At 69.7% G+C, this 24,884-nt stretch carries 25 protein-coding genes and 1 pseudogene; 10 read left to right on the forward strand and 16 right to left on the reverse strand.

What is annotated here, in order from left to right:
* Nucleotides 1-84 precede the first annotated feature (84 nt).
* From ABD352_RS57080 to ABD352_RS57090, 3 genes and pseudogenes are all read right to left on the reverse strand, one after another.
* Nucleotides 85-684 (reverse strand): annotated as a pseudogene (locus ABD352_RS57080) (IS5 family transposase); the annotation flags it as partial.
* 115 nt (nt 685-799) lie between these two features.
* On the reverse strand, nt 800-1,225 hold the full coding sequence (locus ABD352_RS57085; RefSeq protein ID WP_344621088.1) for a hypothetical protein: 426 nt from the start codon (nt 1,223-1,225) through the stop codon (nt 800-802).
* 224 nt (nt 1,226-1,449) lie between these two features.
* Nucleotides 1,450-2,835 (reverse strand): IS1380 family transposase, encoded by a 1,386-nt coding sequence (locus ABD352_RS57090; protein WP_344621089.1) that lies wholly within the window; start codon nt 2,833-2,835, stop codon nt 1,450-1,452.
* A 169-nt stretch (nt 2,836-3,004) separates the two neighbouring features.
* Between ABD352_RS57090 and ABD352_RS57095 the strand changes: the two genes are divergently transcribed.
* Complete coding sequence (locus ABD352_RS57095; protein ID WP_344621090.1) at nt 3,005-4,396, forward strand: IS1380 family transposase; 1,392 nt, start codon at nt 3,005-3,007, stop codon at nt 4,394-4,396.
* 172 nt (nt 4,397-4,568) lie between these two features.
* Here ABD352_RS57095 and mftR read toward each other — a convergent pair whose 3' ends face one another.
* Nucleotides 4,569-5,354 (reverse strand): mycofactocin system transcriptional regulator, encoded by a 786-nt coding sequence (gene mftR, locus ABD352_RS57100; protein ID WP_344621091.1) that lies wholly within the window; start codon nt 5,352-5,354, stop codon nt 4,569-4,571.
* A gap of 3 nt (nt 5,355-5,357) precedes the next feature.
* Here mftR and mftA point away from each other — a divergent pair, with 3 nt between their 5' ends.
* From mftA to mftD, 7 genes are all read left to right on the forward strand, one after another.
* The gene (gene mftA / locus ABD352_RS57105; protein WP_344621092.1) at nt 5,358-5,510 is read left to right on the forward strand and encodes a mycofactocin precursor MftA; all 153 of its coding nucleotides are present in this window, start codon (nt 5,358-5,360) and stop codon (nt 5,508-5,510) included.
* Complete coding sequence (gene mftB / locus ABD352_RS57110; protein WP_344621093.1) at nt 5,500-5,799, forward strand: mycofactocin biosynthesis chaperone MftB; 300 nt, start codon at nt 5,500-5,502, stop codon at nt 5,797-5,799. The genes mftA and mftB overlap by 11 nt, the downstream gene beginning before the upstream one ends.
* On the forward strand, nt 5,796-6,980 hold the full coding sequence (gene mftC / locus ABD352_RS57115; protein ID WP_344621094.1) for a mycofactocin radical SAM maturase: 1,185 nt from the start codon (nt 5,796-5,798) through the stop codon (nt 6,978-6,980). Before mftB ends, mftC begins: the two co-directional genes overlap by 4 nt.
* A 111-nt stretch (nt 6,981-7,091) precedes the next feature.
* On the forward strand, nt 7,092-7,787 hold the full coding sequence (mftE, locus tag ABD352_RS57120) for a mycofactocin biosynthesis peptidyl-dipeptidase MftE (RefSeq protein ID WP_344621095.1): 696 nt from the start codon (nt 7,092-7,094) through the stop codon (nt 7,785-7,787).
* A complete protein-coding gene (locus tag ABD352_RS57125) occupies nt 7,763-8,566 on the forward strand; it encodes a mycofactocin-coupled SDR family oxidoreductase (RefSeq protein WP_344621096.1) in 804 nt (267 codons plus the stop codon). Before mftE ends, ABD352_RS57125 begins: the two co-directional genes overlap by 25 nt.
* Nucleotides 8,563-10,023 carry a mycofactocin biosynthesis glycosyltransferase MftF gene (gene mftF / locus ABD352_RS57130; protein ID WP_344621097.1) on the forward strand — a complete coding sequence of 487 codons (1,461 nt, stop codon included), beginning with the start codon at nt 8,563-8,565 and terminating at the stop codon, nt 10,021-10,023. Before ABD352_RS57125 ends, mftF begins: the two co-directional genes overlap by 4 nt.
* Entirely contained in the window at nt 10,020-11,192 is a 1,173-nt protein-coding gene (gene mftD / locus ABD352_RS57135) for a pre-mycofactocin synthase MftD (RefSeq protein WP_344621098.1), read from the forward strand. The genes mftF and mftD overlap by 4 nt, the downstream gene beginning before the upstream one ends.
* Here mftD and ABD352_RS57140 read toward each other — a convergent pair.
* The gene (locus tag ABD352_RS57140; protein ID WP_344621099.1) at nt 11,189-12,160 is read right to left on the reverse strand and encodes a phosphotransferase family protein; all 972 of its coding nucleotides are present in this window, start codon (nt 12,158-12,160) and stop codon (nt 11,189-11,191) included. The genes mftD and ABD352_RS57140 overlap by 4 nt on opposite strands.
* Nucleotides 12,161-12,351: 191 nt before the next feature.
* Here ABD352_RS57140 and ABD352_RS57145 point away from each other — a divergent pair, with 191 nt between their 5' ends.
* Nucleotides 12,352-12,525 carry a hypothetical protein gene (locus tag ABD352_RS57145; RefSeq protein WP_344621100.1) on the forward strand — a complete coding sequence of 58 codons (174 nt, stop codon included), beginning with the start codon at nt 12,352-12,354 and terminating at the stop codon, nt 12,523-12,525.
* A gap of 191 nt (nt 12,526-12,716) precedes the next feature.
* On the opposite strand, the gene ABD352_RS57150 is transcribed toward ABD352_RS57145, so the two are convergent.
* The 7 genes from ABD352_RS57150 to ABD352_RS57180 form a co-directional block, all read right to left on the reverse strand.
* Complete coding sequence (locus ABD352_RS57150) at nt 12,717-13,454, reverse strand: aldolase/citrate lyase family protein (protein ID WP_344621101.1); 738 nt, start codon at nt 13,452-13,454, stop codon at nt 12,717-12,719.
* A 26-nt stretch (nt 13,455-13,480) separates the two neighbouring features.
* Nucleotides 13,481-14,644 (reverse strand): amidohydrolase family protein, encoded by a 1,164-nt coding sequence (locus ABD352_RS57155; RefSeq protein WP_344621102.1) that lies wholly within the window; start codon nt 14,642-14,644, stop codon nt 13,481-13,483.
* A gap of 69 nt (nt 14,645-14,713) precedes the next feature.
* Nucleotides 14,714-15,556, reverse strand: coding sequence for a fumarylacetoacetate hydrolase family protein (locus tag ABD352_RS57160; RefSeq protein WP_344621103.1), 843 nt, complete (start codon nt 15,554-15,556; stop codon nt 14,714-14,716).
* Between the two features lie 576 nt (nt 15,557-16,132).
* Nucleotides 16,133-17,152 carry an ABC transporter substrate-binding protein gene (locus tag ABD352_RS57165; RefSeq protein WP_344621104.1) on the reverse strand — a complete coding sequence of 340 codons (1,020 nt, stop codon included), beginning with the start codon at nt 17,150-17,152 and terminating at the stop codon, nt 16,133-16,135.
* 99 nt (nt 17,153-17,251) lie between these two features.
* A complete protein-coding gene (locus ABD352_RS57170) occupies nt 17,252-18,037 on the reverse strand; it encodes an ABC transporter ATP-binding protein (RefSeq protein ID WP_344621105.1) in 786 nt (261 codons plus the stop codon).
* Nucleotides 18,038-18,063: 26 nt separating this feature from the next.
* Nucleotides 18,064-18,975 carry an ABC transporter permease gene (locus ABD352_RS57175; RefSeq protein ID WP_344621106.1) on the reverse strand — a complete coding sequence of 304 codons (912 nt, stop codon included), beginning with the start codon at nt 18,973-18,975 and terminating at the stop codon, nt 18,064-18,066.
* Nucleotides 18,976-19,006: 31 nt separating this feature from the next.
* Entirely contained in the window at nt 19,007-19,783 is a 777-nt protein-coding gene (locus tag ABD352_RS57180) for an ABC transporter permease (protein WP_344621107.1), read from the reverse strand.
* A 451-nt stretch (nt 19,784-20,234) separates the two neighbouring features.
* Between ABD352_RS57180 and ABD352_RS57185 the strand changes: the two genes are divergently transcribed.
* Nucleotides 20,235-20,558, forward strand: coding sequence for a Rieske 2Fe-2S domain-containing protein (locus ABD352_RS57185; protein ID WP_344621108.1), 324 nt, complete (start codon nt 20,235-20,237; stop codon nt 20,556-20,558).
* A gap of 23 nt (nt 20,559-20,581) precedes the next feature.
* On the opposite strand, the gene ABD352_RS57190 is transcribed toward ABD352_RS57185, so the two are convergent.
* From ABD352_RS57190 to ABD352_RS57205, 4 genes are all read right to left on the reverse strand, one after another.
* A complete protein-coding gene (locus ABD352_RS57190) occupies nt 20,582-21,298 on the reverse strand; it encodes a hypothetical protein (protein WP_344621109.1) in 717 nt (238 codons plus the stop codon).
* 143 nt (nt 21,299-21,441) lie between these two features.
* Nucleotides 21,442-22,512: a Gfo/Idh/MocA family protein gene (locus ABD352_RS57195; RefSeq protein WP_344621110.1), complete on the reverse strand. Its 1,071-nt coding sequence runs from the start codon at nt 22,510-22,512 to the stop codon at nt 21,442-21,444.
* Nucleotides 22,509-23,702 carry a hypothetical protein gene (locus ABD352_RS57200; RefSeq protein ID WP_344621111.1) on the reverse strand — a complete coding sequence of 398 codons (1,194 nt, stop codon included), beginning with the start codon at nt 23,700-23,702 and terminating at the stop codon, nt 22,509-22,511. Before ABD352_RS57200 ends, ABD352_RS57195 begins: the two co-directional genes overlap by 4 nt.
* Nucleotides 23,666-24,883, reverse strand: coding sequence for a VOC family protein (locus ABD352_RS57205; protein WP_344621112.1), 1,218 nt, complete (start codon nt 24,881-24,883; stop codon nt 23,666-23,668). The genes ABD352_RS57200 and ABD352_RS57205 overlap by 37 nt, the downstream gene beginning before the upstream one ends.
* Nucleotide 24,884: the final 1 nt, after the last annotated feature.

Consider the following 24,884-nt stretch of genomic DNA (forward strand, 5'->3'; position numbering starts at 1 on the left):
GCACAGACCGACTGGCCTCCGCCGACGGCGACGGCGTCATCCACCTCTGGCAACCGGCCGCCTAGCTAGGGTCTGTCCTGCCGATCATGGAAGCCACATGATGGCGGCGATGAGTAGCAGGCTTGCGTGGTAGATGGCGGCGCGTTTGGCGTAGCGGGTGGCCAGGTCACGCCATTGCTTGAACCGGTTGAAGCACCGTTCCACGACGTTGCGACGCTTGTACAGAACCCGGTCGAAGGTCGGTGGCCGCCCGCCGTTGCTGCCCTTGGCGGCGCGGCGGGCGACCTGGTCGCTGCGCTCGGGGATGGTGTGGCGGATCCGCCGCTGCCGCAGCGCTCGGCGGGTCGAGTCATGGGCGTAGCCCTTGTCCGCGATCAGCATGTCCGGACGCTTGCGTGGCGCGCCGGGCCCGGGCGGGTTGATCCGGATGTGGTCCAGCAACGCCAGTAGTTGCGGGTTGTCACCAGCCTGACCCAGGGTGAGCAGAATCGATAGCGGCCGACCCCGGCCGTCGACGGCCAGGTTCATCTTGGTGCTCAGCCCGCCGCGGGACCGGCCGATCGCCTCACCGATCTGCGCACCCACCGCCGGGCCCCCACGACGCCCGGCTCCCGTGGGATCCCCCTTTTTCGGGGCTCCGGCCGCGTGCTGGTGCGCCCGCACGATCGAGGAGTCCACACTGAGCTATTCCGAGTAACGCTTCGGCTACCGGTTACCGGCTGTCGGGTGGTGCAGGCGTAGTTGACGGAGGATGACGGGTGCCGCTGTGAGCCACGATCCGTTCGGTGCGCGGAGTGCGTCAACCGCGGGCAGCCAGCCGCTGGTCGAGTTCGTCCAGCAAGACGGATGGCCCGGGCGTCATCATGCCGACGTCGACCACGAAGGCGGGGGCATCCGACCGGCGGTGCAGCTGCGGTGCCCACGCCCAGATCGGTGCCACGGCAGCGGCGTCAAGGCTGGTAGGCATGACGAGTAGTTCGGTGAACGGGCCGCGATAGCGCAGCCGCACCGTCTGGGCCGCCGACCATGGCAGGAACACCGGCTGCCGACGGGTTGCGGCAAATTCCAAGCCGGCCGCCGAGACCCGTACCCAGGCCAGGCGCTGTCTCCAGATCAGAAGGACAACGCTCGCGAGTACCGTCGGAAATACCAGGACACCCACTGCGGCCGAAACCACGTCGAACATGATCGGCGCATGGCCGGACACGGCCACCGTCAGCACCATGAGGGCGACCTGAAGCAGCAGCCAGACGGACGCGAAGATCCACAGCAGTGCTCCGAAAACGTGGATCGGCGCTGGCGTTGGTCTTTGGATGAGGCCGAATTGATCTTGTTGGGTTGAGGGCGTGGCTGTGCTGCTGGCCGTCGATCCAGCGTGCTCGGTTCCTGATGTGGTCGGTGCGGGGTGGGTGTTGCGTGGTGGTGCGCGCGGCAGAGGCTGGACCCGCCTCAGGTGGTGAAGACGGCGTTCCAGAGGTTGTGCCAGGCTCGGGCGCGGGGCCAGTGTGCGGGCAGGTGCAGGATCGGGCGGCGTTGGGGGCGGGCGAGCCGGGCCGGGATGTTGATCAGATGGGTGCGCAGGGTGGCGCCGCGAGCTTTGGCGTAGCGGGTGGTGCCGGTGAGCGTGCCGGCGGCGCGTAGCAGGTTGTGACAGATCGCGGCGAGGATGGTCCAGGCGGCATTGGCGCCGAAGGAGCCGGAGGGTTGGTGTGCCCAGGGGCCGTCGATGAGGTCGGACCAGACGGTTTCGCAGATGGCGTGCCGGCGGTGGGTGAGATCGGCGTCGGTCACCGGCTCGGTGGTGTTGGTGAAGAAGGGGTGGTAGCGCCAGACTGGGAACAGCGGGTCCTGGGTGTTGGCGTCGAGCACGCGGCGCACGACGAGCCAGGCGGTGGTCTCGTGGCGGGTGCCGGCGAACGCGGTGTAGGGCACTTCAGCGACCTGGGCGTCGGAGATCAGCGCGCCGGTGTCCGGGTCGATGATGGCGCCGGGGCAGCGCACCGGTGTGTACTGCTCGTCGTCGATGGCGGCGATCGCGGCGTCGACGGCCCGGTTGCGGGTGATGGCGAGGGAGAACTGCGCTCCTGCCGTGACGACCGCGGTGACGACCTTGCCGGAGCAGTACGCGGAGTCGCCGCGGACCAGGATGTTCGCCGGGTCCGCGCCGGCCGCCACCGCGGTGTTGAGGGCTTCGGTGACCATGCTCGCCGCGCCCTTGCCGGAGCCGGCGCGTCCGGCACGTAACCGGACCCCGGCCAGCACCGGCGCCGCTTTGCGGGTGCTGATGGTGACGGCGAGCGGGGACGGGCCCCGGCGTAGCACGGTCCTGCCCGCGATCTTCGTGTGGCCGAACGACGCACCGTGCTTGGCGCGGCCGCATACCGGGCGCAGGAGCGAGTCGATGTCGATGAAGACGCGCTCGTCGATGCCGGCCAGCAGCGGGGTACGTGCGGCGAGGGCGAGCAGGTGCCGGCGCAGCACCGCCGATAGCTGCCGAGCGTGGCCGTGGGTGAACTCCCGCAACAGGATTCCCAGCGTCGCGGCGGCGTAGACGCCGCTGAACAGCTTGCTCGTTCCGCCGGCGCGGATGACGTCGAGGTCGTCGATGCAGTCCGCGCCGGCGGCCATCCCGGCGATGATCGAGGTCAGTTTCGGTGTCGCGTTGGCAGCCCCGGACTTGACCCGCTCATCGGCGAACCGCACGTGCTCGTCCAGCAACGGCGACAATCCCGCCTGCCCGGCCAGTTCCAGCAGCGGTACCAGCCCCGCGTACGACACGAGATTGCCCTCGTCGAACACCGCGCTGTCCGCGCGCCAGACATGAGATCCTTGCACCGAGAGTGTCCTTCTATTCCGCGCCGGTCAGGTCCTAGAGAAACCCGATCATCGCAGCCCGAAGGGCACTCTCACGCTCTCCACGCCGTCCCCCGGCGCCATCAAGACCGACCCGATCCACGGATCGAGGCTAAGCTTCCATCACCCAGGTCGAGAGGGCATCTCGTAGGTGCAATTGTTGCATGCGCGCCGTGCGGTGGACGCGGTGTTCGACGAGGCGAATCTCGTGTCGTGTGCCGGGCTGGTCCCGGTGATGGGTCTGGCCGAGCTGGTCGGTCTGGCCGGGCTGGTCGCAGCGCGAGTGCGGCCGGACCTGTCGACGGGGTCGAACCCGGGCGGCAAGGCCGCAGCGGTCGTGGCCGGCATGTGCGCGGGCGCGGACGGTATCGACGACCTCAACGTGCTGCGGCACGGCGGGATGGCCACACTGTTCGGCGGGGTGTACACACCCTCGACGCTGGGGTCGTTCCTGCGGTTGTTCACCTGGGGCCACGCCCTGCAACTGGAGGCCGCTGCCCGGGACCTGCTGGCCGCCCTCGCCACGGCCACGCCGCTGCTGCCCGGCGCGGCGAGACAGGCGTACGTCGACGTCGACTCGCTGCTGCGGCGGGTCTACGGCCACGCCAAGCAGGGCGCCGGGTTCGGGCATGCCAAGGTCGGCGGATACAACGTGCGGCTGCGCGGCCTGTCCCCGCTGGTCGCCACGATCAGCACCACCACGGCCGCACCCGTGATCGCGGCGACCCGGCTGCGTGGCGGCACCGCCGGCTCCGCCCGCGGCGCGGCATCCCTCGTCACGCAGGCCGTCCGCACCGCACGCTCCTGCGGTGTCACCGGCCGGGTCCTGGTCCGCGCCGACTCAGCGTTCGGCTCCGGTGCCGTGGCGTCGGCCTGCCGCAAGACCGGGGCGAACTTCTCCCTCACCCTGCAGTCCAACATCAAACTCCGCACGGCGATCGCCAGTATCGACGAACAGGCGTGGACCCCGGTGCGCTACCCCGGCGCGGTGCTCGACGAAGACACCGGAGCCTGGATCTCCGAGGCCGAGGTCGCCGAAACGGTCTACACCGCGTTCGAGTCCACCCGCCACAAGATCACCGCCCGACTCGTCGTGCGCCGCGTCAAGGAACGCAACCCCGCCCCCGAAGGCCAGGAGGAACTGTTCCCGCTGTGGCGGTATCACGCCTTCCTCACCGACACCACCGACTCCACAGTGGACGCTGACCTGACCCACCGCGGCCACGCCGTCGTCGAACAGGTCTTCGCCGACCTCATCGACGGGCCCCTCGCGCACCTGCCCTCCGGCCGGTTCGCCGCCAACGCCGCCTGGCTGACCCTGGCCGCCATGACCCACAACCTGCTCCGCGCCGCCGGCTGCCTGACCAGCCCCCGCTACGCCACCGCCCGAACAGCCACCATCCGCCGACAGCTGATCACCATCCCAGCCCGACTGGCGCGCAGAGCCCGCCGCCTCGTCCTGCACCTGCCCGCCCACTGGCCCTGGCAGCAGCCACGGCAGGCCCTGTTCGACCGTGTCCACGCACCACCCGCCACAGCCTGACCCAGACCAACCGCCCACCTCGGGCCCGACCACCACCACGGAGCACGCCGGAGCATCCGGCGGACCCATCACGCCCCACCGACATCCGATCAGTAGCAATCGATGCAACGCTGGACGGCGGCCGCGACCCAAGGCCAGCCGGTGGATTCAGGCTAAGGAAATACGCCAGTAGTCACGACGCCGCGTTGTGGCGGCGCGGCATCGGCTCCTCAGTGAAGGTGTGTTCGGCGAAGCCCGCGGCCAGCGCGATCAGCGCGGCGTCGAGGTACACAGTGAGGTTCGCGTCGGCGCGGGCGACCCACCGCTCGTAGGCGGCCCGGCACGCCGCCAGCGTGACTCGCCCGACCGCGAGCGGGTAGAGCGAGTCGGCTGGCTGGCCGACCCGCTGGGCGACGTATTCGCTCACCACCCGCTCCCAGGCGTCATAGTGCTTCGCCGCGCCGAGGTTGAGGCCGGGGATCGACCCGATCAGTTTCATCCGTTCACGCAGCTCGGGCACGTCTTCGGCCCGGTAGTGATTGACGGCCACCACCGCCTTGCGGATACCCTCCATGACGGGAGTCCCGGGCAGCACCGTGGCGAGCTCCCTGCGTAACGCGTCGACCTCCGCGTCGAAGGATCCCCACAGCACGGCGGCCTTCGAGTCGAAGTACCGGAAGAACGAACGCTTGTTGATCCCCGCCTCGGTGGCGATCTGATCGACCGTCGTCTCATCGAAGCCGTGCTCGGCGAAGAGCCGCAACGCGATGCGCTCCAGCTGACGCCGGCTCGTGCCGGGGGGCCGTCCACGGCGCGGAACAGACTCGGTCATGGATGCAGTCTCCTGCACCGGCCTCGACCGGTGCACTCCGGCACCGCCGAGCTCTTGTGGAGGACGCGCCTGCGGGTTACCGTCCATATATTCATCACCGAGTGACGAATATATGGAGCGGCGCACCCCCGTCAACGCAAGGAGCACCTGATGAATCCACCCCTGGAGTCGGCGATTATTGTCACCGAACCGCAAAATGCGCCAGTCGTGGTCGAGGGCCACGCGATGGTCAACGAGACCCTCGTCGAGGAGGACCTCCTCGTCGAGGAGGTGTCGATCGACGGCATGTGCGGTGTCTACTGAGTCGAGGCCGGACGGCTTCGATCCGCAGGCCGCATGGCGCCTGCACCCGCAGGTCTCGGTCCGGCCCGAGCGCTTCGGCGCGCTGCTCTACCACTTCGGCACCCGCCGTCTGTCGTTCCTGAAGAGCCCGACGCTGCTCACGGTGGTCAAGGGCCTGGCGGACGCCCAGACGGCCGACGACGCCTGCCGGTCGGCCGGCGTGCGCTCGGAGGAGCTGCCCACGTACCACCGGGCTCTGGCGACACTCGCGGGGTCACACATGATCTGTGAGAGGACCGAGGGCGCGTGAGTGGCACCCCACTGCCGTTGGTCGAGCAGTTCCAGCACGGGCTTGACGCGCCGATCTGCCTGACCTGGGAGCTGACCTACGCTTGCAATCTGTCGTGCGTGCACTGCCTGTCCAGCTCGGGGCGGCGCGATCCGCGCGAGCTGAGCACCGCCGAGTGCAAGGCCGTGATCGACGAGCTGGAGCGGATGCAGGTCTTCTACGTCAACATCGGCGGCGGCGAGCCGACCGTCCGTCCCGACTTCTGGGAGCTGGTCGACTACGCGACCGCCCACCACGTCGGCGTGAAGTTCTCCACCAACGGCGTGAAGATCACGCCTGAGGTGGCCCGCCGCCTCGCCGCCAGCGACTACGTCGACGTGCAGATCTCCCTGGACGGGGCGACCGCCGAGGTCAACGATGCGGTGCGCGGCGCAGGTTCCTACGACACCGCGATGCAGGCCATGCGGCACCTCGCCGACGCCGGATTCCGCGGGTTCAAGATCTCCGTGGTGACGTCCCGGCACAATGTCAGCCAGCTGGACGCGTTCAAGGCGATCGCCGATCGCTTCGACGCCCAGCTGCGCATCACCCGGCTGCGCCCGTCCGGCCGCGGCGCCGACGTCTGGGATGAGCTACATCCGACTGCCGCACAGCAGCGGGTCCTCTACGACTGGCTGGTCGCCAAGGGCGAAGGGGTGCTCACCGGCGACTCGTTCTTCCATCTTTCCGGGTACGGCGAGCCACTGCCCGGGCTCAACCTGTGCGGGGCAGGCCGGGTCGTCTGCCTGATCGACCCGGTCGGCGACGTGTACGCCTGCCCGTTCGCGATCCATGAGAACTTCCTCGCCGGCAACGTTCGCACCGACGGCGGGTTCACGCGCGTGTGGCGCGAGTCGGCCCTCTTCGCCGACCTGCGCCGCCCGCAGACCGGCGGCGCGTGCCACTCATGCTCGGCGTACGACGCCTGCCGCGGCGGCTGCATGGCCGCCAAGTTCTTCACCGGGCTGCCACTCGACGGCCCGGACCCGGAGTGCGTCAAGGGACACGGCCAGGCCGCCCTGGCCGCCGCCGCACTTGGCGAGGTACCCCGACCGTCGACCGATCATTCGCACCGCGGCCGTCTCGTGCCGGTCACGTTGACCCGGCGGCGGCCCGACCGCGCCTGCGACGAGAACCCCCTGACCGGACTCTCGCCGGCCTGACGCGGGACGACGCCTGCGCAAGCACGACCGCGGCTCGGCCGCATCACCCATCAGCTTTGACGTCGCACCGGCCGTGTCGACGCTGTTCGCACCGTGAGGGAGGCGTTTGCCGTGTCCGCCTGGGTGGCCGACCTGCCGTGGCCGGTCGTGCGGGAGCGCGCCGCGGCCGGCGCGATCCTCGCCGTCCCGCTCGGCTCGACCGAGCAGCACGGCCCGCACCTGCCGCTGTCCACCGACACGGACGTCGCCGTCGCGCTGTGCCGCCGGCTCGCCGCCGCCCGCGACGACATCCTGATCGCCCCGCCATTGCCGTACGGCGCCAGCGACGAGCACGCCGGTTTCGCCGGAACGCTGTCGATCGGCCAGAACGTGCTGGAACGTCTGGTGACCCGGCTCGTCCGCTCCGCCTGCGAGACGTTCGGCCGGATCCTGCTCGTCTCCGCCCATGGCGGCAACGCCGAGGCGGTGACGCGCGCGGTCGAGCGGCTGCGTGCCGAGTCGCGCGACGTGCGGGTACACATGCCGCGTTGGGAAGGCGAGCCGCACGCCGGCCGGACCGAGACGGCCATGGTGCTCTCCCTGACACCGGAACGTGTGTCGATGGCCGACGCAGTGACCGGGGACCTGCGTCCGATTGGCGAGCTCATGCCGCTGCTGCGGGCCGGCGGCCTCCGGTCGGTCAGCCCTTCCGGTGTGCTCGGCGATCCGGCGGGTTCGACCGCGGCGGAGGGATCGCTGCTGCTCGACGCGCTCGCTGGGCGGCTGATCGAGGAGGTGGCGGCATGGACGGCCGGGTCGCGCTCGTGACCGGCGCCGCCCGTGGGATCGGCGCGGCCACGGTGCTGGCGCTGGTCGACGACGGGTGGTCGGTGCTCGCGGTGGACGTCGCCGAGGACAACCCCGACCTGCCGTACGCAATGGGATCGCGCGACGAGCTCGAGGCAGTGGTCGCGGAGGGCAACCGGCACGCCGGGGACCCGGGCCGGGTCCGCGCGTTCGTCGCGGACGTGCGTGATCCGGCGGCAGTGGATGCGGCGGTACTCGCGGCAGAACACATCTGGGGCGGCCTGGACGCCGCCGTCGCGGTAGCCGGGGTCATCGCCGGCGGCACGCCGCTATGGCAGATGCCGGCGGTCCGGCAGCAGGCGGTCCTGGACATCGACCTCGGTGGCGTCGTGTCACTGGCCCGCGCCGCCGTGCCAGCACTGCTGCGCCGGCCCGAGCCCCGGTCCGGGCGGTTCCTCGCGGTCGCCTCGGCCGCCGCGACCCGCGGCCTGCCGATGCTCGCCGCGTACTGCGCCGCGAAGGCTGGCGTCACCGGGCTGATCCGGGCGCTCGCCGTCGAGCTGGGCAGCACCGGGGTTACGGCCAACGCGGTGAGCCCCGGCTCCACCGCGACGTCGATCCTCGACGAGAGCGCCAGGATCTACGGCCTCGCCGACGCCAAGGCCTTCGCCGCGCAGCAGCCGATGCGCCGCCTGCTCGACCCGGCCGAAGTCGCCGCCGTGCTGGCGTTTCTCGCCGGCCCGGGCGGCAGCGGCATGACCGGCGCGGTCGTCCCGGTCGACGGGGGCCTGGGACTGTGAAGCCGCCGCCACTGACGATCGGGTTCGGGGTGGCCTTCGATCCCGGCACGCGGCTTCTTGACGCTGCGACGCTGTCAGGCGGTGCGCCACCGCGGATCCTGCGGCTGGCGCCGGCCGGGCGCCGCGCGCTGAACGAGCTGCGGCGCGGCTCGGTCACCACTGCCGCCGGTGGCGCCCTCGCCCGCAAGCTGACCGACGCCGGCCTGCTGCATCCGCGGCCACCGGCGCTGCGCGAGCCGCCCGACGCGACCGTGGTCATCCCGGTGCGCGACCGGGTACCGCAGCTCGACCGTTGCCTCGCCGGGCTCGGCCGCGACTACCCGGTAATCGTCGTCGACGACGGCTCCCGGGACCCGCGCGCGGTCGCCGCGGTCGCCGCCCGGCACGGCGCCACGATCGTGCACCGGCCCCGCAATGGCGGCGCGGGTGCCGCCCGCAACACCGGCCTGCGGCACGCCGGTACCGAGATCGTGGTCATGGTTGACAGCGACTGCGTTCCCGTGCCCGGCTGGATCGAGCGGCTCGCCGCGCACCTGGCCGACCCGCTGGTCGCGGTCGCCGCGCCAAGGATCGTCCCGCTGGCCACCACCGCGCCGGTGACCGCCGTGGGCCGCTACAACCAGGCCTGCGGCAGCCTGGACCTCGGCGACCGCGAGGCCCGGGTCGTGCCGCTGACCCGCGTGGCCTACGTCCCGACGGCTGCGCTGGTGGTGCGGCGGGCCGCGCTGCTCGACGTGGCCCGTGGCGGCGACGTGTTCGACCCGGCGATGGCCATCGGCGAGGACGTCGACCTGATCTGGCGGCTGCACCGCGCGGGCTGGCGGATCCGGTACGACCCTGCGGTACAGGTGCAGCACGACGAGCCAAGGACCTGGCCGGCGCTGCTGTCGCGGCGATTCCGGTACGGCAGCTCCGCCCCGCAGCTGGCCCAGCGGCACCCGGCCGAGATGCCGCCGCTGGTCGTGTCTGCGCTGCCGACGGTGACCGTCGCCGCCCTGCTCGCCGGTCGGCCGCTGACCGCCGCCGCCGGGTTCACCGCGGCGGTCGCCTCAGCCGCGCGGACGCTGCACCGGGCTGGCGTGCCCGGCGGTCCAGTCCGCGCTGCCGTGCCCGCCATGCTCGGCGCCACCTACCGGACCTGGCTGAACCTCGGCCGCTACAGCGTCCAGTTCGCCTCGCCGCTCCTGCTCGCCGCGGTCCTCACGCCCGCGGTCCGGCACGAGCGGCGCCCGTGGACCCGCCGGCTCGCCGCAGCCTCGCTGCTGCTCGGCCCCGGCCTGGCTGACTGGTGCCGGCACCGTCCCCGGCTGGACCCGGTCCGATTCACCGCGGCGTCGATCGCCGACGACATCGCCTACGGCAGTGGCGTGTGGTTCGGCTCCCTTCGCCACCGCACGCTTTCCGCAGTCCGTCCCGTTATCGCGGGCGGCCGTCCTTTCGATCGGAGTAGCACATGAGCAGCGGATGGTTCGAGACGGTGGCCGTCGCTCAGCGCCGAGCCCGCAAGCGCCTGCCGAAGTCGGTGTACAGCGCCCTGGTCGCCGGCTCCGAGAAGGGACTGACGCTGGAGGACAACCAGGCCGCGTTCGACGCGCTGGGCCTCGCACCCCACGTGGCCGGTCTGCCCGCCAAGCGCGACCTCGCCACCACCGTCATGGGACAGTCGATCTCCCTCCCGGTGATCATCTCGCCCACCGGAGTCCAGGCCGTGCACCCCGACGGCGAGGTCGCCGTGGCCCGCGCCGCCGCCGCCCGCGGCACGGCGATGGGCCTCAGCTCGTTCGCCAGCAAGCCGATCGAGGAGGTCGTCAAGGCCAACCCACAGACGTTCTTCCAGATGTACTGGGTCGGCACTCGTGAGCAGATGGCCGCGCGGATGGATCGCGCCCGCCGGGCCGGCGCGGTCGGCGTCATCGCCACGCTCGACTGGTCGTTTTCCAACGGCCGCGACTGGGGCAGCCCGCACATCCCCGAGCGGCTCACCCTCCGCGAGGCCCTGCGCTTCGCCCCTGAGGCGCTGGCCCATCCCCGGTGGCTCGCCAAGTTCGTCAAGGCCCGGCACGTCCCGGACCTGCGCGTGCCGAACATGGCCGATGAGGGCAAGCAACCGCCGACCTTCTTCGGGGCGTACTTCGACTGGATGCAGTCCGCGCCGCCCAGCTGGGAGGACGTGGCCTGGCTGCGGGAGCAGTGGGGCGGCCCGTTCATGCTCAAGGGCGTGACCCGCGTCGACGACGCCCGCCGCGCCGTTGACGCCGGCGTCACTGCGATCTCGGTGTCCAACCACGGCGGCAACAACCTCGACGGCACCCCGGCGCCGATCCGCGTCCTGCCGTCGATCGCCGCCGCCGTCGGTGACCAGATCGAGATCCTGCTCGACGGCGGCGTCCGCCGCGGCAGCGACGTGGTCAAGGCCCTGGCCCTCGGCGCTCGCGCGGTGATGATCGGCCGGGCCTACCTGTGGGGCCTGGCCGCCAACGGCCAGAAGGGCGTGCAGAACGTCCTGGACATCCTGCGCGGCGGCCTGGACTCCGGCCTGATGGGCCTCGGCCGAGCCTCGATCGGCGAGCTACGGCCCGAGGACCTCGTCATTCCGCCGGACTTCACGCGTACGCTCGGAGCCTAACCGGAGCGCCACGGACCGAGGGGCTCGCCGCGCAGCATCGTCTCGATGTCAGCGGCCACGGCCGGCAGTTGGGCCCGACGGCCCGCCGCCGCGCAGTGGTTCCAGAAGTCGACGGCGTGCAGTACCCGGTACACCGCGACGCGCTCGGGCCAGCCGGTCGGCAGCGGCCCATAGCCGCGCAGCAGCGCGTCGCGACGGTTGTCGTCGCCGCGGATCGCGTAGTACTCGGTCTTGGCGATATCGAGCAGCGGGTCCGCGGCGACCGCGTTCTCCACGTCGATGCAGCCGGTGAGCGTGCACCGATCGCCCTCTCCGGCCACGAGGACGTTGCCCTCGTGGAAATCGTTGTGACACAGCACCGGCGTCCGGCACGCCGCCAGCACGTCCGCGTGCCGGAGTGCGTGCGCGGCGACCGCCTCGCACAGCGCGGGGTCGCCACCGAGGTCGGCGAAACGCTGCAGCTTCTCGGCGAACTCGGCCTCCATGTAGGCGACATTCGTCGGCTTCGGATCGTAGATGCCGGTCACGATGTACCCCCAGCGGCCACACCGGACCCGGTGCAGGGCCGCCAGCAGCTCACCCATCTGCTCGTAGACGCAGCCGATAGCAGCCTCGGACAGCCGCCCGGCGACCGCGGACAGGGGCTCACCGTCGAGGAGGGTCAGCACGACGAACGGCAGCGGCAGCGCCGGGACGCCGGCCGGTTCCGCGTGCAGCACTCGGGGAATGCCGGTGACGCCGCGCCGGGCCAGCTGCCGGTAGACGTACACCTCCTTGGCGAGCTTCCACCGCCACCGCTGCGCGTAGACCTTGACGATGAGCGGGCGGAGCTGCCCTTCCAGCCGCACCTCGAAGACCCGGACTACCTCCCCGCCGGGCCGCGGCACCACCTCCGCCACGCGGCAGCCCGGCACGACCGGCCGCAGGATCGCCTCCGCGTCGGCGGCCTGCAACCACGGAACCTGCACACGCAGAAGACTACTTCGCTCTCGAGCTCAGCACCGGTCACCTGGCCGCAGCCGACCTGGTTCCGGAGCCGTACCTATCGCTGACCAGGGCGCGTGGCAGCCACCGCGCACGACGCTGCCGTGCAGGCTCTCGCCGCGGTCGCGGCGCGGATCAACGCCGCCGTCGCGGTTTACTGGCCGCCATCGTCGAAGTGCTCCAGGTCGCCGCGTTCACCTGGTGGTGGCGCCGGCTGACGGACATGTTCGACACCGACGACCTCACTGGCCTGCGCAACCGGCACGGGCTGCACGACGCCCTGCGCGACCTGCGGTCCGCGCCGGGCGGTCTCGCCGTAACCCTCAGCCCGATCGACATCCCTGCGTAGCCGGCACACCAACGAATACCGCACCACAGCGATCATCACCGGTCGCGCCTACCAGCGCTCACGCTCCGTCACGAACACGGTGGTCACCGTTATTTACGTGTCAGAGTCGGGCAGCGTCGGTGCTACGCGACGTGGTCGGCCGGTGCTGCCCGCTGCTGCGACAAACGGCGGCCAGGCAGCCCTGACCGTCGTCAGTTGCCGTGCCCCGGCGAAATGGCGGCCCGCAGGCCCGCCGCGAGGATCTGCAGGTCCGACCCGACGATCAAGTACCCGGCCCCCGCCAGTCCCAGTGCGGAGGCCGCGTCCACGCTCGCGGACCAACCGCCGAACGCCACCCCTGCCGCCCCCGCGCCCGATGCCACCCGCTCCACCTGCGCTGACAGCTCGCCGTTGGACGGCAACCCCAGGTTCACCGAAAGGTCGGTAGTGCCGATGAACGCCACGTCCATGCCGTGGAGCACGTCTGGCCACGGCTCGACGATCGAGGTTTCGATCTGACCGACCAGCATTGGCGGGGCCTCGGCCTCCGCCTGCAGGAACGCCCGCAGCGAAGTAGCGCCGAAACCGGCCATCCGGTTGGCGAGGCTGACCGATCGCTCACCGGACGGGGCAAAGCGTGTCGCGGCCACCAGGCGACGTGCCTGCTCGACGGTACGCAGCATCGACAGCTGGATGCCAACCGCCCCGTTCTCCAGGAGCCGCGCGATCAGCGGCGGCTCGACGGCAGGGACGCGGACCAGCGCCGGTATGCCACAGACGTCCGCGTGCCGGACCAGGCCGATGGCGTCCGCCTCGGCGAGCGTCGAGTGTTCGAGGTCGACGACGACGAAGCCGAAGCCTGCGGCCGCCGCCATTTCGATGACATCGGCGTTGGCCAGCTTCACGAACGTGCCGACCAGGCGGTGACCGGCCGCCAGTTCGGCCCTCAAGGCGCGCCTGCGCCCGTGGACCGAACTCATGCTGCAGCGCCGCCCCGCCACGGGACGGTCTGCACCCTGGCGCCGTTGCGGATGACGATGGTCGGCTCAAAGCGCGGCGCGACGATGGAGTTGCCGGCCGCATCGGGCAGTTCGACCTCACTCGTCTCGGTCAGCACCGTGACGTCCGCCCGACCACCGACTTCGAGCCGGCCGTAACCCTCAGCGTCCAGGCCGAGCAGGGCCGCGGGCGTGACCGTCGCGCGTCGGATGCACTCCTCGAACGGTGCGCCGAGCGCGACCAGCTTGGAGACGCTGGTGAGCAGGTCGAAGACCGGGCCGCGCCAATTCCGGGCGCTGGTGTCCGAGCTGAGGATGTCGGGCAGGAAGCCGGCGCTGATCGCGCGCCTGGCCACCTCGAAGCTGAGGTTGCTCTTGCCGTGCGCCGAGTCGAACAGCACGCCGCGCTCGCGTGCCGCGATCACCTCGGGCAGGACGGCGTCGCCCTCGAGGATGCCGTGCGGCTTGCCGGTGTAGCAGTGCGCGACGACGTCGCCGGGACGCAGGTACTCCAGGACCACAGGCAGCGGCGCCTCGGTTTCACCGATGTGCACCATCAGCGGCAGACGTGCCTGCTCGGCAAGCTCGATCGACTTCTTGAGCAACGCCTCCCAGTTGGGCCCGACGACATCCTCGGAGAGGCGGATCTTGAAGCCGCGCACCACATCCGGGTTCTCCGCCGCGGTCGCCAGGGCATCCTCGGCCACCAGCGTGTCCGGGTTCATCAGCTCGCCGAAGCGGAAGTCGATCAGGCCGAGCACCGACACATTGAGGAAGTTCACGATGCGCAGGTCATTGCGCTCGACGACCAGTTTGCGGAACGCGGCGAACGTCGACGCCCCCGCGGTGCCCGCGTCGGCCACCGCGACGACGCCGCGACGCAGGTGGGCTTCCTCAGCCGGCGCACCGACCTTCGACACGTGCTGGAAGATGTGGCTGTGGCCCTCGACCAGACCCGGAACCACGGTCGAACCTGTGCAGTCCAGAACCTGTACACCCCTCGTCGCCAGGTCCGGACCGATCGCTGCGATCTGGGTGCCGCTGATTGCGACGTCGCAGCGCGTGTTGGTACCGGAGGCGGGATCTAAAACGGTGCCACCGGCAAGGACGAGATCGAACGTAGACTGAATCGGATTTGACACTGGGGGCCTCACAGAGTTTGCACGTTGCTGTGGCTGACAGGTAATGAATCAGTGCGTGTGGCTTGGCGATCAGCCCGCACTCGGGTGATCGCGCGATGGCGCCGCAACGGTCGTGACGAGCGGCAGGACGGGGCCGACTTCGATCCGGATCCGGTCGCCGGGAGTGAGGTAGCTGCCGCGGTCCTGACCAGTGCCGGCGGGCGTACCGGTCAGGACCACATCGCCCGGCTCGAGCGCGGCGAACCAGGAGATGCGCGCCAGCAGGTCGGGCACGCTGAAGATCATGCCGGCGCTGGTGTCGTCCTGACGCAGCTCGTCGTTGAGCCAGGTACGGACCGGGATGCAGTCGCGGTCGGCGAACTCGTCCACTGTGCACACCGAGGCACCGAGCGGATTGAAGCCCGGGAAGCTCTTGGCCAGCGTGGGTGTGGCCGTGGCACGCATGACATCGCGCGCTGTCATGTCGTTCGCGGCGGTGATACCGGCAATGCTCGGCCACACCTGCTCGGGATCGGCGCGGTAGAGACGACGGCCGATGATGATCGCCACCTCTCCCTCGTAGTCCATCTCGACCGTCCGCCCGCTCGGGACGGCCACTTCGGCGTCCGGTGCCAGCACGGCCGACGGCGCACCCAGATACAAGATCGGCTCACTCGGCAGTCCTCGGCCGGTATGCGCGGCCTTTGACTGGTAGTTGAGCCCCACGCCCCACACCGCCCGGGGCGAGCCGAGGGGGGCGAGCAGCGTCGCACCCTGCAGCGCCACGCGCTCACGCACCGAGCATCGGGTCAGTACATCCAACGATCCCGTTGCTTCGATGACCGCACCCGCATGTGGAAACGGCGTGTCAAGAATGGCGATCTCGTCGTTCTCGACACACCCGACGCCGAACACAGTAGACACCACCTGCACGTGAGCCATCTTTCAATGCGAGATGGCATCGTGTCAAGTGATACGCAAGAGCCGGAGAAGGGCACACGAAATGAGCCCTCCGTGCCGCCCGAGTTCCGCGGCAGGAGGGCACACACAGGGCTTGAAACCGGCGCGTGAGCTGCGCAATTGCGTTCGGATCGCCCGCAAGGCAGGTCTTCGCGACCCCACCTCGGGCGTGCTCGTTCGCCGAGATCAGCCTCTGACAGGGTGGCCGACGGCGTGCACGATCATGGACCGGTCCGGCAAGTCGTGAGCCGCAACCGTTCATCGAAATCGATGAGCGTCTATTGTGGTCAGTGGCGGCCCGCGGCCGGCATGCTCAAACGCCGCCGCAACAACGCATGATCGAGGCCGGCGATCGCCTACCGCACGCCTCCGCCACAATCGCCTGGCCCGTGCCACGGCACCTCGGCGGACGCCGCGGCCGGTTCCGGCCGCGGCGCGCCTGACAGATACTGGCCACATTTGCCGGTCACAGACACCGGCCACAGTCACCGCAACACCGGTCTCGAGCAACTCAGCCGGGCCCGACGGCGAGGGAGCTCAGCCGAGTCGTTACTTGGTGACCACGTAGGACGGGACGAAGTCGGCCGGCTTCGCCGGCTCCTTCACCCGCGACTGGTCCTTGAGAATGACGCCCATGCGCTGCAGCGACGCCGTGTCGACCCTCGCCTCGTAGATGTTCTCGTGAAGCTTCTTCAGGACGTTGACGTCCTGCTTGCAGTTCTTGGCTTCCATGGCGAACTTCGCGTCGCTGTTCTCCGGCAGGTTGATCTGCTGGTCCGCTTCGATCAGCGACTGCTGGAACGCCTTGAACTGCTTCTCGTAGCTCGTCGACTTCTTGGAGACTGCGACGTAGCCGGCGAACGTCAGGGGCTTGCCGTTGCCAACCGCCACGTACGGATCGCCGAGGCTGTGCAGGCCGAGGTTCGGGTCGACGTTCTGCGCTGGGACCTGCGCCGCGGCCACCTTGCCGCTCGCGACGGCGGACGCCAGCTCGTTGAACGGCAGCGCGACGAACTTGACGGTCGACGGGTCGCCGCCCTTCATCGTCATCCACTGCACGGTGATGATCTGGTTGATGCCGCCGATCTCGTTCACGCCGACGGTCTTGCCGTTCAGGCTCTTGGCGTCGGTGATGCCCGAGTCCTTCGCGACGGCGATGGCGTTCGTGCCCTGGCCCTCGTCGTTCGTGGTCTCGTAGGCAGTGGCGATCCACTTGAGGTCGATGCCCTGCGAGATCGCGATCATGGTCGAGAACGGGTTGGTGAAGGCAAGGTCGATGTCACCACTCTGCAGCGCCGTGAGGGCGGCGGCACCGCCGGTCGACTTCACGAGCTCGACCGTGACGTTGTTCTTGGCGAAGATCCCCTTCTCCTGCGCCCAGAAGACCGGAATCTCGTTGCACAGTCCCAGCGTGGTGATCCTAACGGTGCTGTTGCCGCCGCCGGTCCCGCTGTCCTTGCTGTCGCTGGATGAGCCGCAACCGGACGCCGCCAGTAATGCGGCGACTCCGCACGCAATGCCGGCAAACAGCCGTCGCCCCGCTTGCGAGCTTCTCGGACGAGCATTCATGGTAATCCTTTCCGGGGGTCATTCAGGCATGGGTGTAGTGATTCCCGTTAGGCATTGCGGTTCTCGTCAACAAGTCGAGGGCGGTGGGCAATGCCCAACTCACCCGACAGTGGATTTCACTCCGCCTGGTCGCATGACCAACCGGAATACCTCACTGCGCAATTCCGCAAACTGCGGGTCCAGCTTCGTCTCGACCTGGTCGCGCGGCCTGGGGAGATCGACGTTCAGTTCAGCGAGCACACGTCCGGGACCCGCCGCCATCACGATGATCCGATCGCCCATGTACACGGCCTCATCGATGTCGTGCGTGACGAACGCGACGGTGATCTTGTACTCGTGGCGAACCCGCAGGACGAGATCCTCGAGGTCCGCGCGGGTCTGCGCGTCGACCGCGGCGAACGGCTCGTCCATGAGCATGACCGTCGGCTCCACGACCAGCGCGCGCGCGATCGCAACCCGCTGCTGCATGCCCCCCGACATCTGCCACGGGTACATGTCGGCACTGCCCGGCAGGCCGACCGACACCAGCGCGTGCTCCACGCGCTGCCGCAGCTCGGCCTTTGGCAGTTTGTACGCGGCCGCGGCCATCGCCAGATTGCGCCGCACCGTCATCCAGGGGAAGAGCGAGCGGCTGTAGTCCTGGAACACCACCGACAGGCCTACCGGCGGCCCGTCCACGACACGCTCGCCGAGACGTATCTGGCCACCGCTCGGGCGCAGCAGCCCGGCCATCATCATCAGCAACGTGGACTTACCGCATCCAGACGGGCCGACGATGGAGACGAACTGTTGCGAGCGCACCGTGACCGACGTTTCGGTCAGGACTTCGCGCGCGGCGCTACCGCGGCCGTACGTCTTCCGGACGCCCTCTACGTGAAGGTCCATTGCGCCACTCCAAGGGACTGTCATCGTCAGAGGCCGGCCAGGCCGGCGCGCCGCTGCCAGCGCAGCACGCGCCGCTCCACAACGCTGAAGACCGCGTTGAGGACGATGCCGATCAAGCCGATGAGCACGAATGCCGACCACATACTGAGATATTGGAAACTGGACTGGGCGACGACGATCTGGTACCCGAGGCCGGCGGTCGTCGCATAGATCTCGGAGATCACCATCAGAATCAGGCCGATACCGAGGCTGACCCGCAGCCCCGCCATGACCTGAGGCATGGCCGCGGGAATGACGACGCGTCGGTACAACGTCCCTCTGCCAAGCCGTAGGCTGCGCGCGCTGCGCAACCACATGGGGTCGACACCAGCCACGCCGTCAGCCGTGTTGATCATAATGACCCAGACACTGCCGAGGAAGATCAGGAAGATGTTCATGCCGTCCGTGACGCCGAAGATCTGGACGGCGATCGGCAGGAGCACGGTGTTCGGGATCGACGTGAAGAACCGCACGACCGGGTTGTACATCCTGGCGGCTACACGGCTGCGCCCCAGGAGCACGCCCACCCCGATGCCGACCACGACGGCGAGACACCAGCCGCGCGCAAACCGGGAAAGGCTGGTGGTCACCTGATCCCAGAACAGGTCGGACAGGTAGAGGTTGGACGCGTCCGACGAGAGCCACATGGTGCCGAAGTGCTGCAGCACCTTGCTCAACGGCGGGAAGAACACAGAACCGCCGAGCCTGCCGTAGATTTCCCACCCGACCAGGACTACGGCCAAGAGCCACACGGCGCCGACCGATTTCCCGAAGCGGCGCAACCCGGCCCCGAAGTGACCGGAGCGGTCCACGGTGCGCCCGGTTGTCACCGGCCGTTCGGCCGCCGCGCTCGACGCCGGCTCGACCACCGCCGCACCGGCCGACAAGCGCGCGGGCATCGTTTCCGGATGCGACTCCGGCCCAGTTTGGTTAAGCAACGGGCACCCACCGCACAAAGCGGCGCTCCAGCTTGACCAGCAAGGAGAACATCAGCGCTCCGATCACACCAAGTAGCAGGACCCCGGCGTACACGACATCCGGTCGCAACGCCTGGGTGTACTGGACGAGGACGGTTCCCACGCCATAGCGGGCACCCAGAAGCTCGGTACTGATGATCACGATCAGCGAGATTCCCACGGCGATCCGGACGCCGGTCAGAATGGACGGGACCGCGCTCGGCAGAGTGACGAACACCTGGCGCCGCCACCACGGCCAACGCATGGACCGCGCCGCATCGAGCCGCATGGGTTCGGTCGTGGCGACGCCGTAGATCGTGTTGATCAGAATCGGCCAGAAGATCGCGTACAGAGCGATCGACGCCTTCATCTGCATGCCCAACCCGAACAGCAGGATGCCGATCGGGATCAGGGCCGTCGCCGGCACAGAGCGGAACGTGTTGACGACGACCTCGGTCGGCCGCTGCAGGAACGTGATGCTGCTCGCCACCAGCCCGATGAAGATCGCGACGGCAGAGCCGATGAGCACGGAGACACCCCAGCTCGTTGCCGTGTCAACTGCCGCGTCGAGGAACTCGTGGTCACCGAGAACCGTCGGGAGCGCCCGGGCCACGGACCACGGGCTCGGCAGAGATGCTTCAGATACGATGCGAAGCGACCCGAGCAGTTGCCAGACCAGCACGAGACTGGCAACTCCGAGCGCCGAGAACGCCACAGATGAGAGCTTGTTCTCCTGCCGTTCCCTTTCCATGGGCCTTCCTCCGTGGCGAGTCAGTCCAGCGGGCACTCCTCGGTCGAGGAGGTCGGGGGCGAGGACTGGACTGCGCCACCACACGAATTCACCAGCACCGGGGACTGGTTACAGATCATGGGGGTGTGTCGGAGAACACTAGCCCGAGCCCCGGACCCATGTCAACGGACGGGACAACGTCTCGCATCTCAATACGATCGACGACGGGGGTGTCGCGTCGCCGCGTCGGTCCAGCCGGTCGCTCGCCGCCTCCCAGCCGGGTGGACCCACATCGGCGACCTTGCATAGTCTCGCTTGACAGTCCTCCGTCTTGCAATACAAGATGCCGGTTCGGCCAGCGCCGTCTTGCAAAGCGACCGGGCGCGCTTGCCGGAGTCGAACCGGTCGCGACGGGGCCCATGATTCAACGATCGTGCCAGCTGCGCCCGTCCGCTTCTTCGAAGGACACGCGGTGACCGATTCCGCAGTCAACCACTCGTACCCGATCCGCGAATTCGATGTACGACCGGAAGACTTTCCGGACGCATCACCGACCACATTCCTGCCACCGCACATGTACATCGACGCGTGGCTCTACGATGCAGAACAACGACATGTCTTCGCCAAGAACTGGCAGCTGGTCGCGGACAACGCCCAGCTCACCGAGCCGGGCGACTACCTGGCTGACACGATCGGTACGCAGCCGATCATCATCGTCCGCGACAAGTCACGGCTGCGCTGCTTCGCAAATGTATGCCGGCATCGCGGCGAAACGACGCAGCAGGACTCCGGGTGACGGTCCCAGAGCACTGCTTTGCGCTAAATTCCGAGCGTGTCGGCCACGATCTGCAGGTCGTCGGCCAGGGTGTCTAGGTCCTGCACGTCGCGCCGGCCGCCGGTCAGTGTCTCGTGCAATCGCAGCCAACTCGCTCGCTCGCCGCCCTCGTAATGGCTGGACGCCACGTGCCTTCCGGTGTTGTCCAGCATCGCGACCCTGGTCGGATCGGCCGGTGCCGAACTGTCGCGGCGGACCTGCCAGCGCCTTCGGGAACCGACGACGTCGACCTCGAGCCGTAGCCCCGCCGCGTCGGACAGCACGCCGGAGAGCAGCACTGGCGTGCGTCCGACGCTCCCGGACACCAGGTAGCTGCCCGCCGACCGATGGCAGACCGTGAGGCTGCCCGGCCGCCCGGTCAGGTACCGCGCCACGGCCAGTTCGTGCAGCAGCGCGATGCGAAGCCGATCGGCGCCGCACCCACCGGGGCCGGCATCGCTCCTGAGCAGCATGTCGACCGCCGCGGCGGCCGGCACGTCGCGCCGAATGTCGTCGGCGACGCGCGCCAGCGCCCGCGTGGCGAACGGTGAGCTGACCACGACCGCGACGCCGCGGTCGCGAGCGTCCCGGTGCAGCCCGCGCACGTGGGCGGGCTCGGCGAGCCCCGCCCGGCTGAGCACGACGGCGACCGTGGTCGGCACGCGGATCGCAGCTCGGCACTGTTCGAGCCAGTCGTCAGCCGCGGCCGGGACGAGGACCACCGGAGCATCCGCACGCGCCACGCGCCGGAAACACGCTGGAACGCTTGCGAGCACGACGTCCTGGCGCTCCGTCTCGGCGTCCGCACCGGTGCTCGTCACATCCAACGGCCGGCCCGGCGGTGCCCGGTGTGCCGCGCCGGCGCTCACTCGGAGCTCACCTCGTCGACGAGCCGCTCCTGTGCCGCGGCGACGACGTCCAGCGCGTACACCACGTCCTGCACGGCCTCAGCCACCGGGATGCGCGGCGCGACGCGGCCCCGCACCACGTCGGCGAGATGGCGCCATTGGACGTGAAACCCGCCATGCCCGAATCTCCAGGTCCGCTGCTCGGCACCCTGGCGCACCGCGGCGGTCGCCGATCCGGCGAGCACGTACGACGGAGGGAAGTCGATGCACAGTTCGCTTCGTGGGCCGATCGCCGTGAACGTCCATTCCGGATCCCAGCTACCGCCGAGCATCCCCATCAGCCGGGCGACACGGTGCCCGTCGGTGAGCGACAACACGTACCCCCACGGCTCGATGGTGCGGGCGAACGTCACGTCGTGCACGACCGGCATGAAGTGGCGTACCAGTGCCAGTCCGTGCACCGCCAGGCCGAGGATCGTGCGACCGAGCCGGTACTGCGCCGCTTGGATCGGCGACATGTCGGCCGGGGCCGGCGGGAGCCACATGGGACGGTCGATGCGGTCGGTCGCCAGATCGATGAGCGACTCGTTGGGCGGAATGAGGATCGTGGACCTGATCATCGACGCCTCGGTACGCAGCGCACCACAGGCGGCGAGCGCTGCCGAAGCCGCGGGATCCCAGAGGTTCATCGTGCCGACGAAGACGGGCACGCCGAAGCGCTCGGACGCCAGTTGGATCTCGGCGGCGGCGGTACCGGAGAGCGTCAGCGGCTTCTCGCAGAGGACGGCGCGCTTCCCGGCCGCGCAGGCGGCGATCACGTGCTCGGCATGGAACTGGTGCGGGCTGCAGACGCCGACGACGTCAACGGCCGGATCGTCGAGGAGTTCCTCGATCGTCGTGCTGGCACGCGCCCCGGCTCGCGCGGCGACCGCGTCGGCCTGGTCGGCGAGGACGTCCATGACGTGCACGACGCGCAGTTCGTCGGCGAGTCCCGCGAGGGTCGGCAGGTGGATCGACTGCGCGGCCAGGCCGGCACCCACCAGCCCGACGCCCAGAGGGCGCCGGGCAGCCGCATCCGGCGAGTTCATACGCCGGGCTCGGACAGCAGGGCCGCGTAGATGCGGCTGAATGCGACCAGCTGATCGACCGCGAGCGTCTCCCGGCGGGGATCGGCGGGCGAGCGGCCGCTCTGCGGCCCGAGCCGCACCGTGTCGATGCCGTGTGCGCGCAGCACGACACCGTCGGTCGATCCGGTCCATCCGGCGATCGGGGGTGGCGCACCGCCGAACTCGGCCTCCCACAGCCGCCGGGCAGCGGTCACGATCGGAGCGTCTCGCGGCGTGCCGGCCGCGGCGTGTATCGGCTCGGCCGTGACGCCGACGACGCAGTCCCCGAGTGCGGTATCGGCCAGCGCGCCGCGCAGGTGGGCCTCGACCTCCGCGGCCAGGCGGACCGGTTCCTCCCCCGGCATGGTGACCACATAGAGGTCGAGCAGTACCTCCGCGGGCAGGAGATCGGGCTTGGCGGCCGATCCGGAGCGGATCGCGCCCACCCCGGCCTGGGGGCCGATCTGCCCAACCGGGTGGCGAGTGGCCAGGTAACGCTCGCGCCAGGCGCTGACGGCGGCGAGGATCTGGCCCGCATGCGCCGCGATGCCCCCGGACGGAACCGCCGAATCGGGAGCCAGCGCTGCGCCGTACCCGCCGGTGACCTGCACCCGCAGGTAGAGCGCGCCGGGCTCCTCCCACAGCACCGTGCCCGGGCCGCACTTGGCCACGATCGCGGCCAGCGGGCGCGGGTGGTCAGCCAGGTAGGCCAGCACGCCCGCGGACGCACCGCCGCGACGGTGCGTCCCCGAGCCGGCGAGCAGAAGGCTGCCACGCCGGGCGGCCACGAAGCCGGCCAGTGCGGCCGCCGCGGGCGCCCGCGCCACGCCCAGCCCGAACCCCTCGACCCGGCCGTCGCGCACCTGCAGCGGAGCGGAGCCGTCCACCAGGCCGGTGATCGCGGCGTCGGACTCCGCCCCGTTCAGCGAGGTGTCCAGGTGCGAGTACAGCAGCGGGCCCGTCCCGCAGGACGCCACCAGGTTCGCCCCTTCGGGCGAGTACCGCTGCACCGTCCAGGCGATGTCCGGCCACCGCGCGGCGCACCAGTCCCGCAGCGCCGCGGCGGCCGCGAGTTCGTGACCGCGCGGAGCAGGCGTCGCGTCCAGCACGCGCAGGACGTCGAGGATCGCGGCGCTCAGAAACGACCCCAGTCGTCCGAGGCCGGGCGCCACACGTCGATGTTGCGCGGGTCGGCCGGCATCTTGCGGGCCCGGTGGGTCTCGTGTTCCTCGGGGGTGAAGACCCGGTGCCGGTCACACAGCTCGAAGCGCGGGCCGAACCGCAGATCGTGCATGTAGAAGGCGATCGACGTCGACGCGGAGTGGTTGACGATGTCCGAGGCGATCGGCGCGCCCTTGTACAGCGCCCGCGCCCGCATTCGCATGACGTGGTCGAGGCTCTTCATGGCGAAGCACAGGTGCGCCACGTAGTGCTTGGTGTTGTTCTGCAGGGCGAGGCTGTGGTGGTAGCGGTCCTCGCAGCGCAGGAACGTGGTGGACCCGACGATCTGGTCGGAGGGCAGGAAGTTCAGGACCTTGGTGTAGAACTCGAGGCTCTCCTCGTATCGCGGTGTCGCGATGAACGGGTGCACGAGGTCGAGCGGGCGGATCTCGAGGTGCGGTGGCTCGGCGTACTCCTGGAACTCCGTGAACAGCTCGATGATCAGACCGTCCGGGTCCTTGACGGCGAAGCCGTTGTCGCACAGGGCCTGCTGGCGTTCCTGCAGCGGCAGCACCTGGTGGCCGGCGTCGAGCACCCGCTTGTGCAGCTGCTCGAGCACCTCCTCGTTCTCGACGCTGTAGCCCACGGCCACGGTCCAGCCGTTCTCACGCTCCGGCGCGTTGATCAGCTCGATCGAGTGGTGCTCGATGTCGGCGCGCAGGTATGCGTACTCGTCGGTGCGCTGTTCGAGCTGCAGCCCGACGTGGTACTCGAGGAAGTCGATGGTCGCCTGCATGTCGGGCACCTCGATGCGGGCGTACTCCATGCCGTACGGCCCGCGCGGCCGCTCGCTCTTCGTCATCTGTTGCACCCTCCTGGCGCTGGCCTCCGGCCGTTCGGTGTACTCGTAAGCCGTGATCGCCTGCTGAGCGATGACCGGTCGCCACCTCTCGCGCACGAAGCTCTCGTGCGATTCGCTCTGCAGGTAGCCGAGCAGGTCGTCGTTGGTGGCGAACTCGACGGACATGGTGTGCGTGAAGGTCGTGTCCCGGGAGCTGATGTTCTGGCCCATCGACCAGTTCCGCATCGCCGGGTAGCGGTCGGGAAACGTCGCGAGCGTCGCGAGGACCGACGCACGGACCTCGGCGGGGACCTCGTCCTTGAACCGGAAAGAAAGCGTGTGCCTGATCATG

Origin of the sequence: Dactylosporangium salmoneum (genome assembly GCF_039532525.1) — a bacterium.
GTDB lineage: Bacteria > Actinomycetota > Actinomycetes > Mycobacteriales > Micromonosporaceae > Dactylosporangium > Dactylosporangium salmoneum.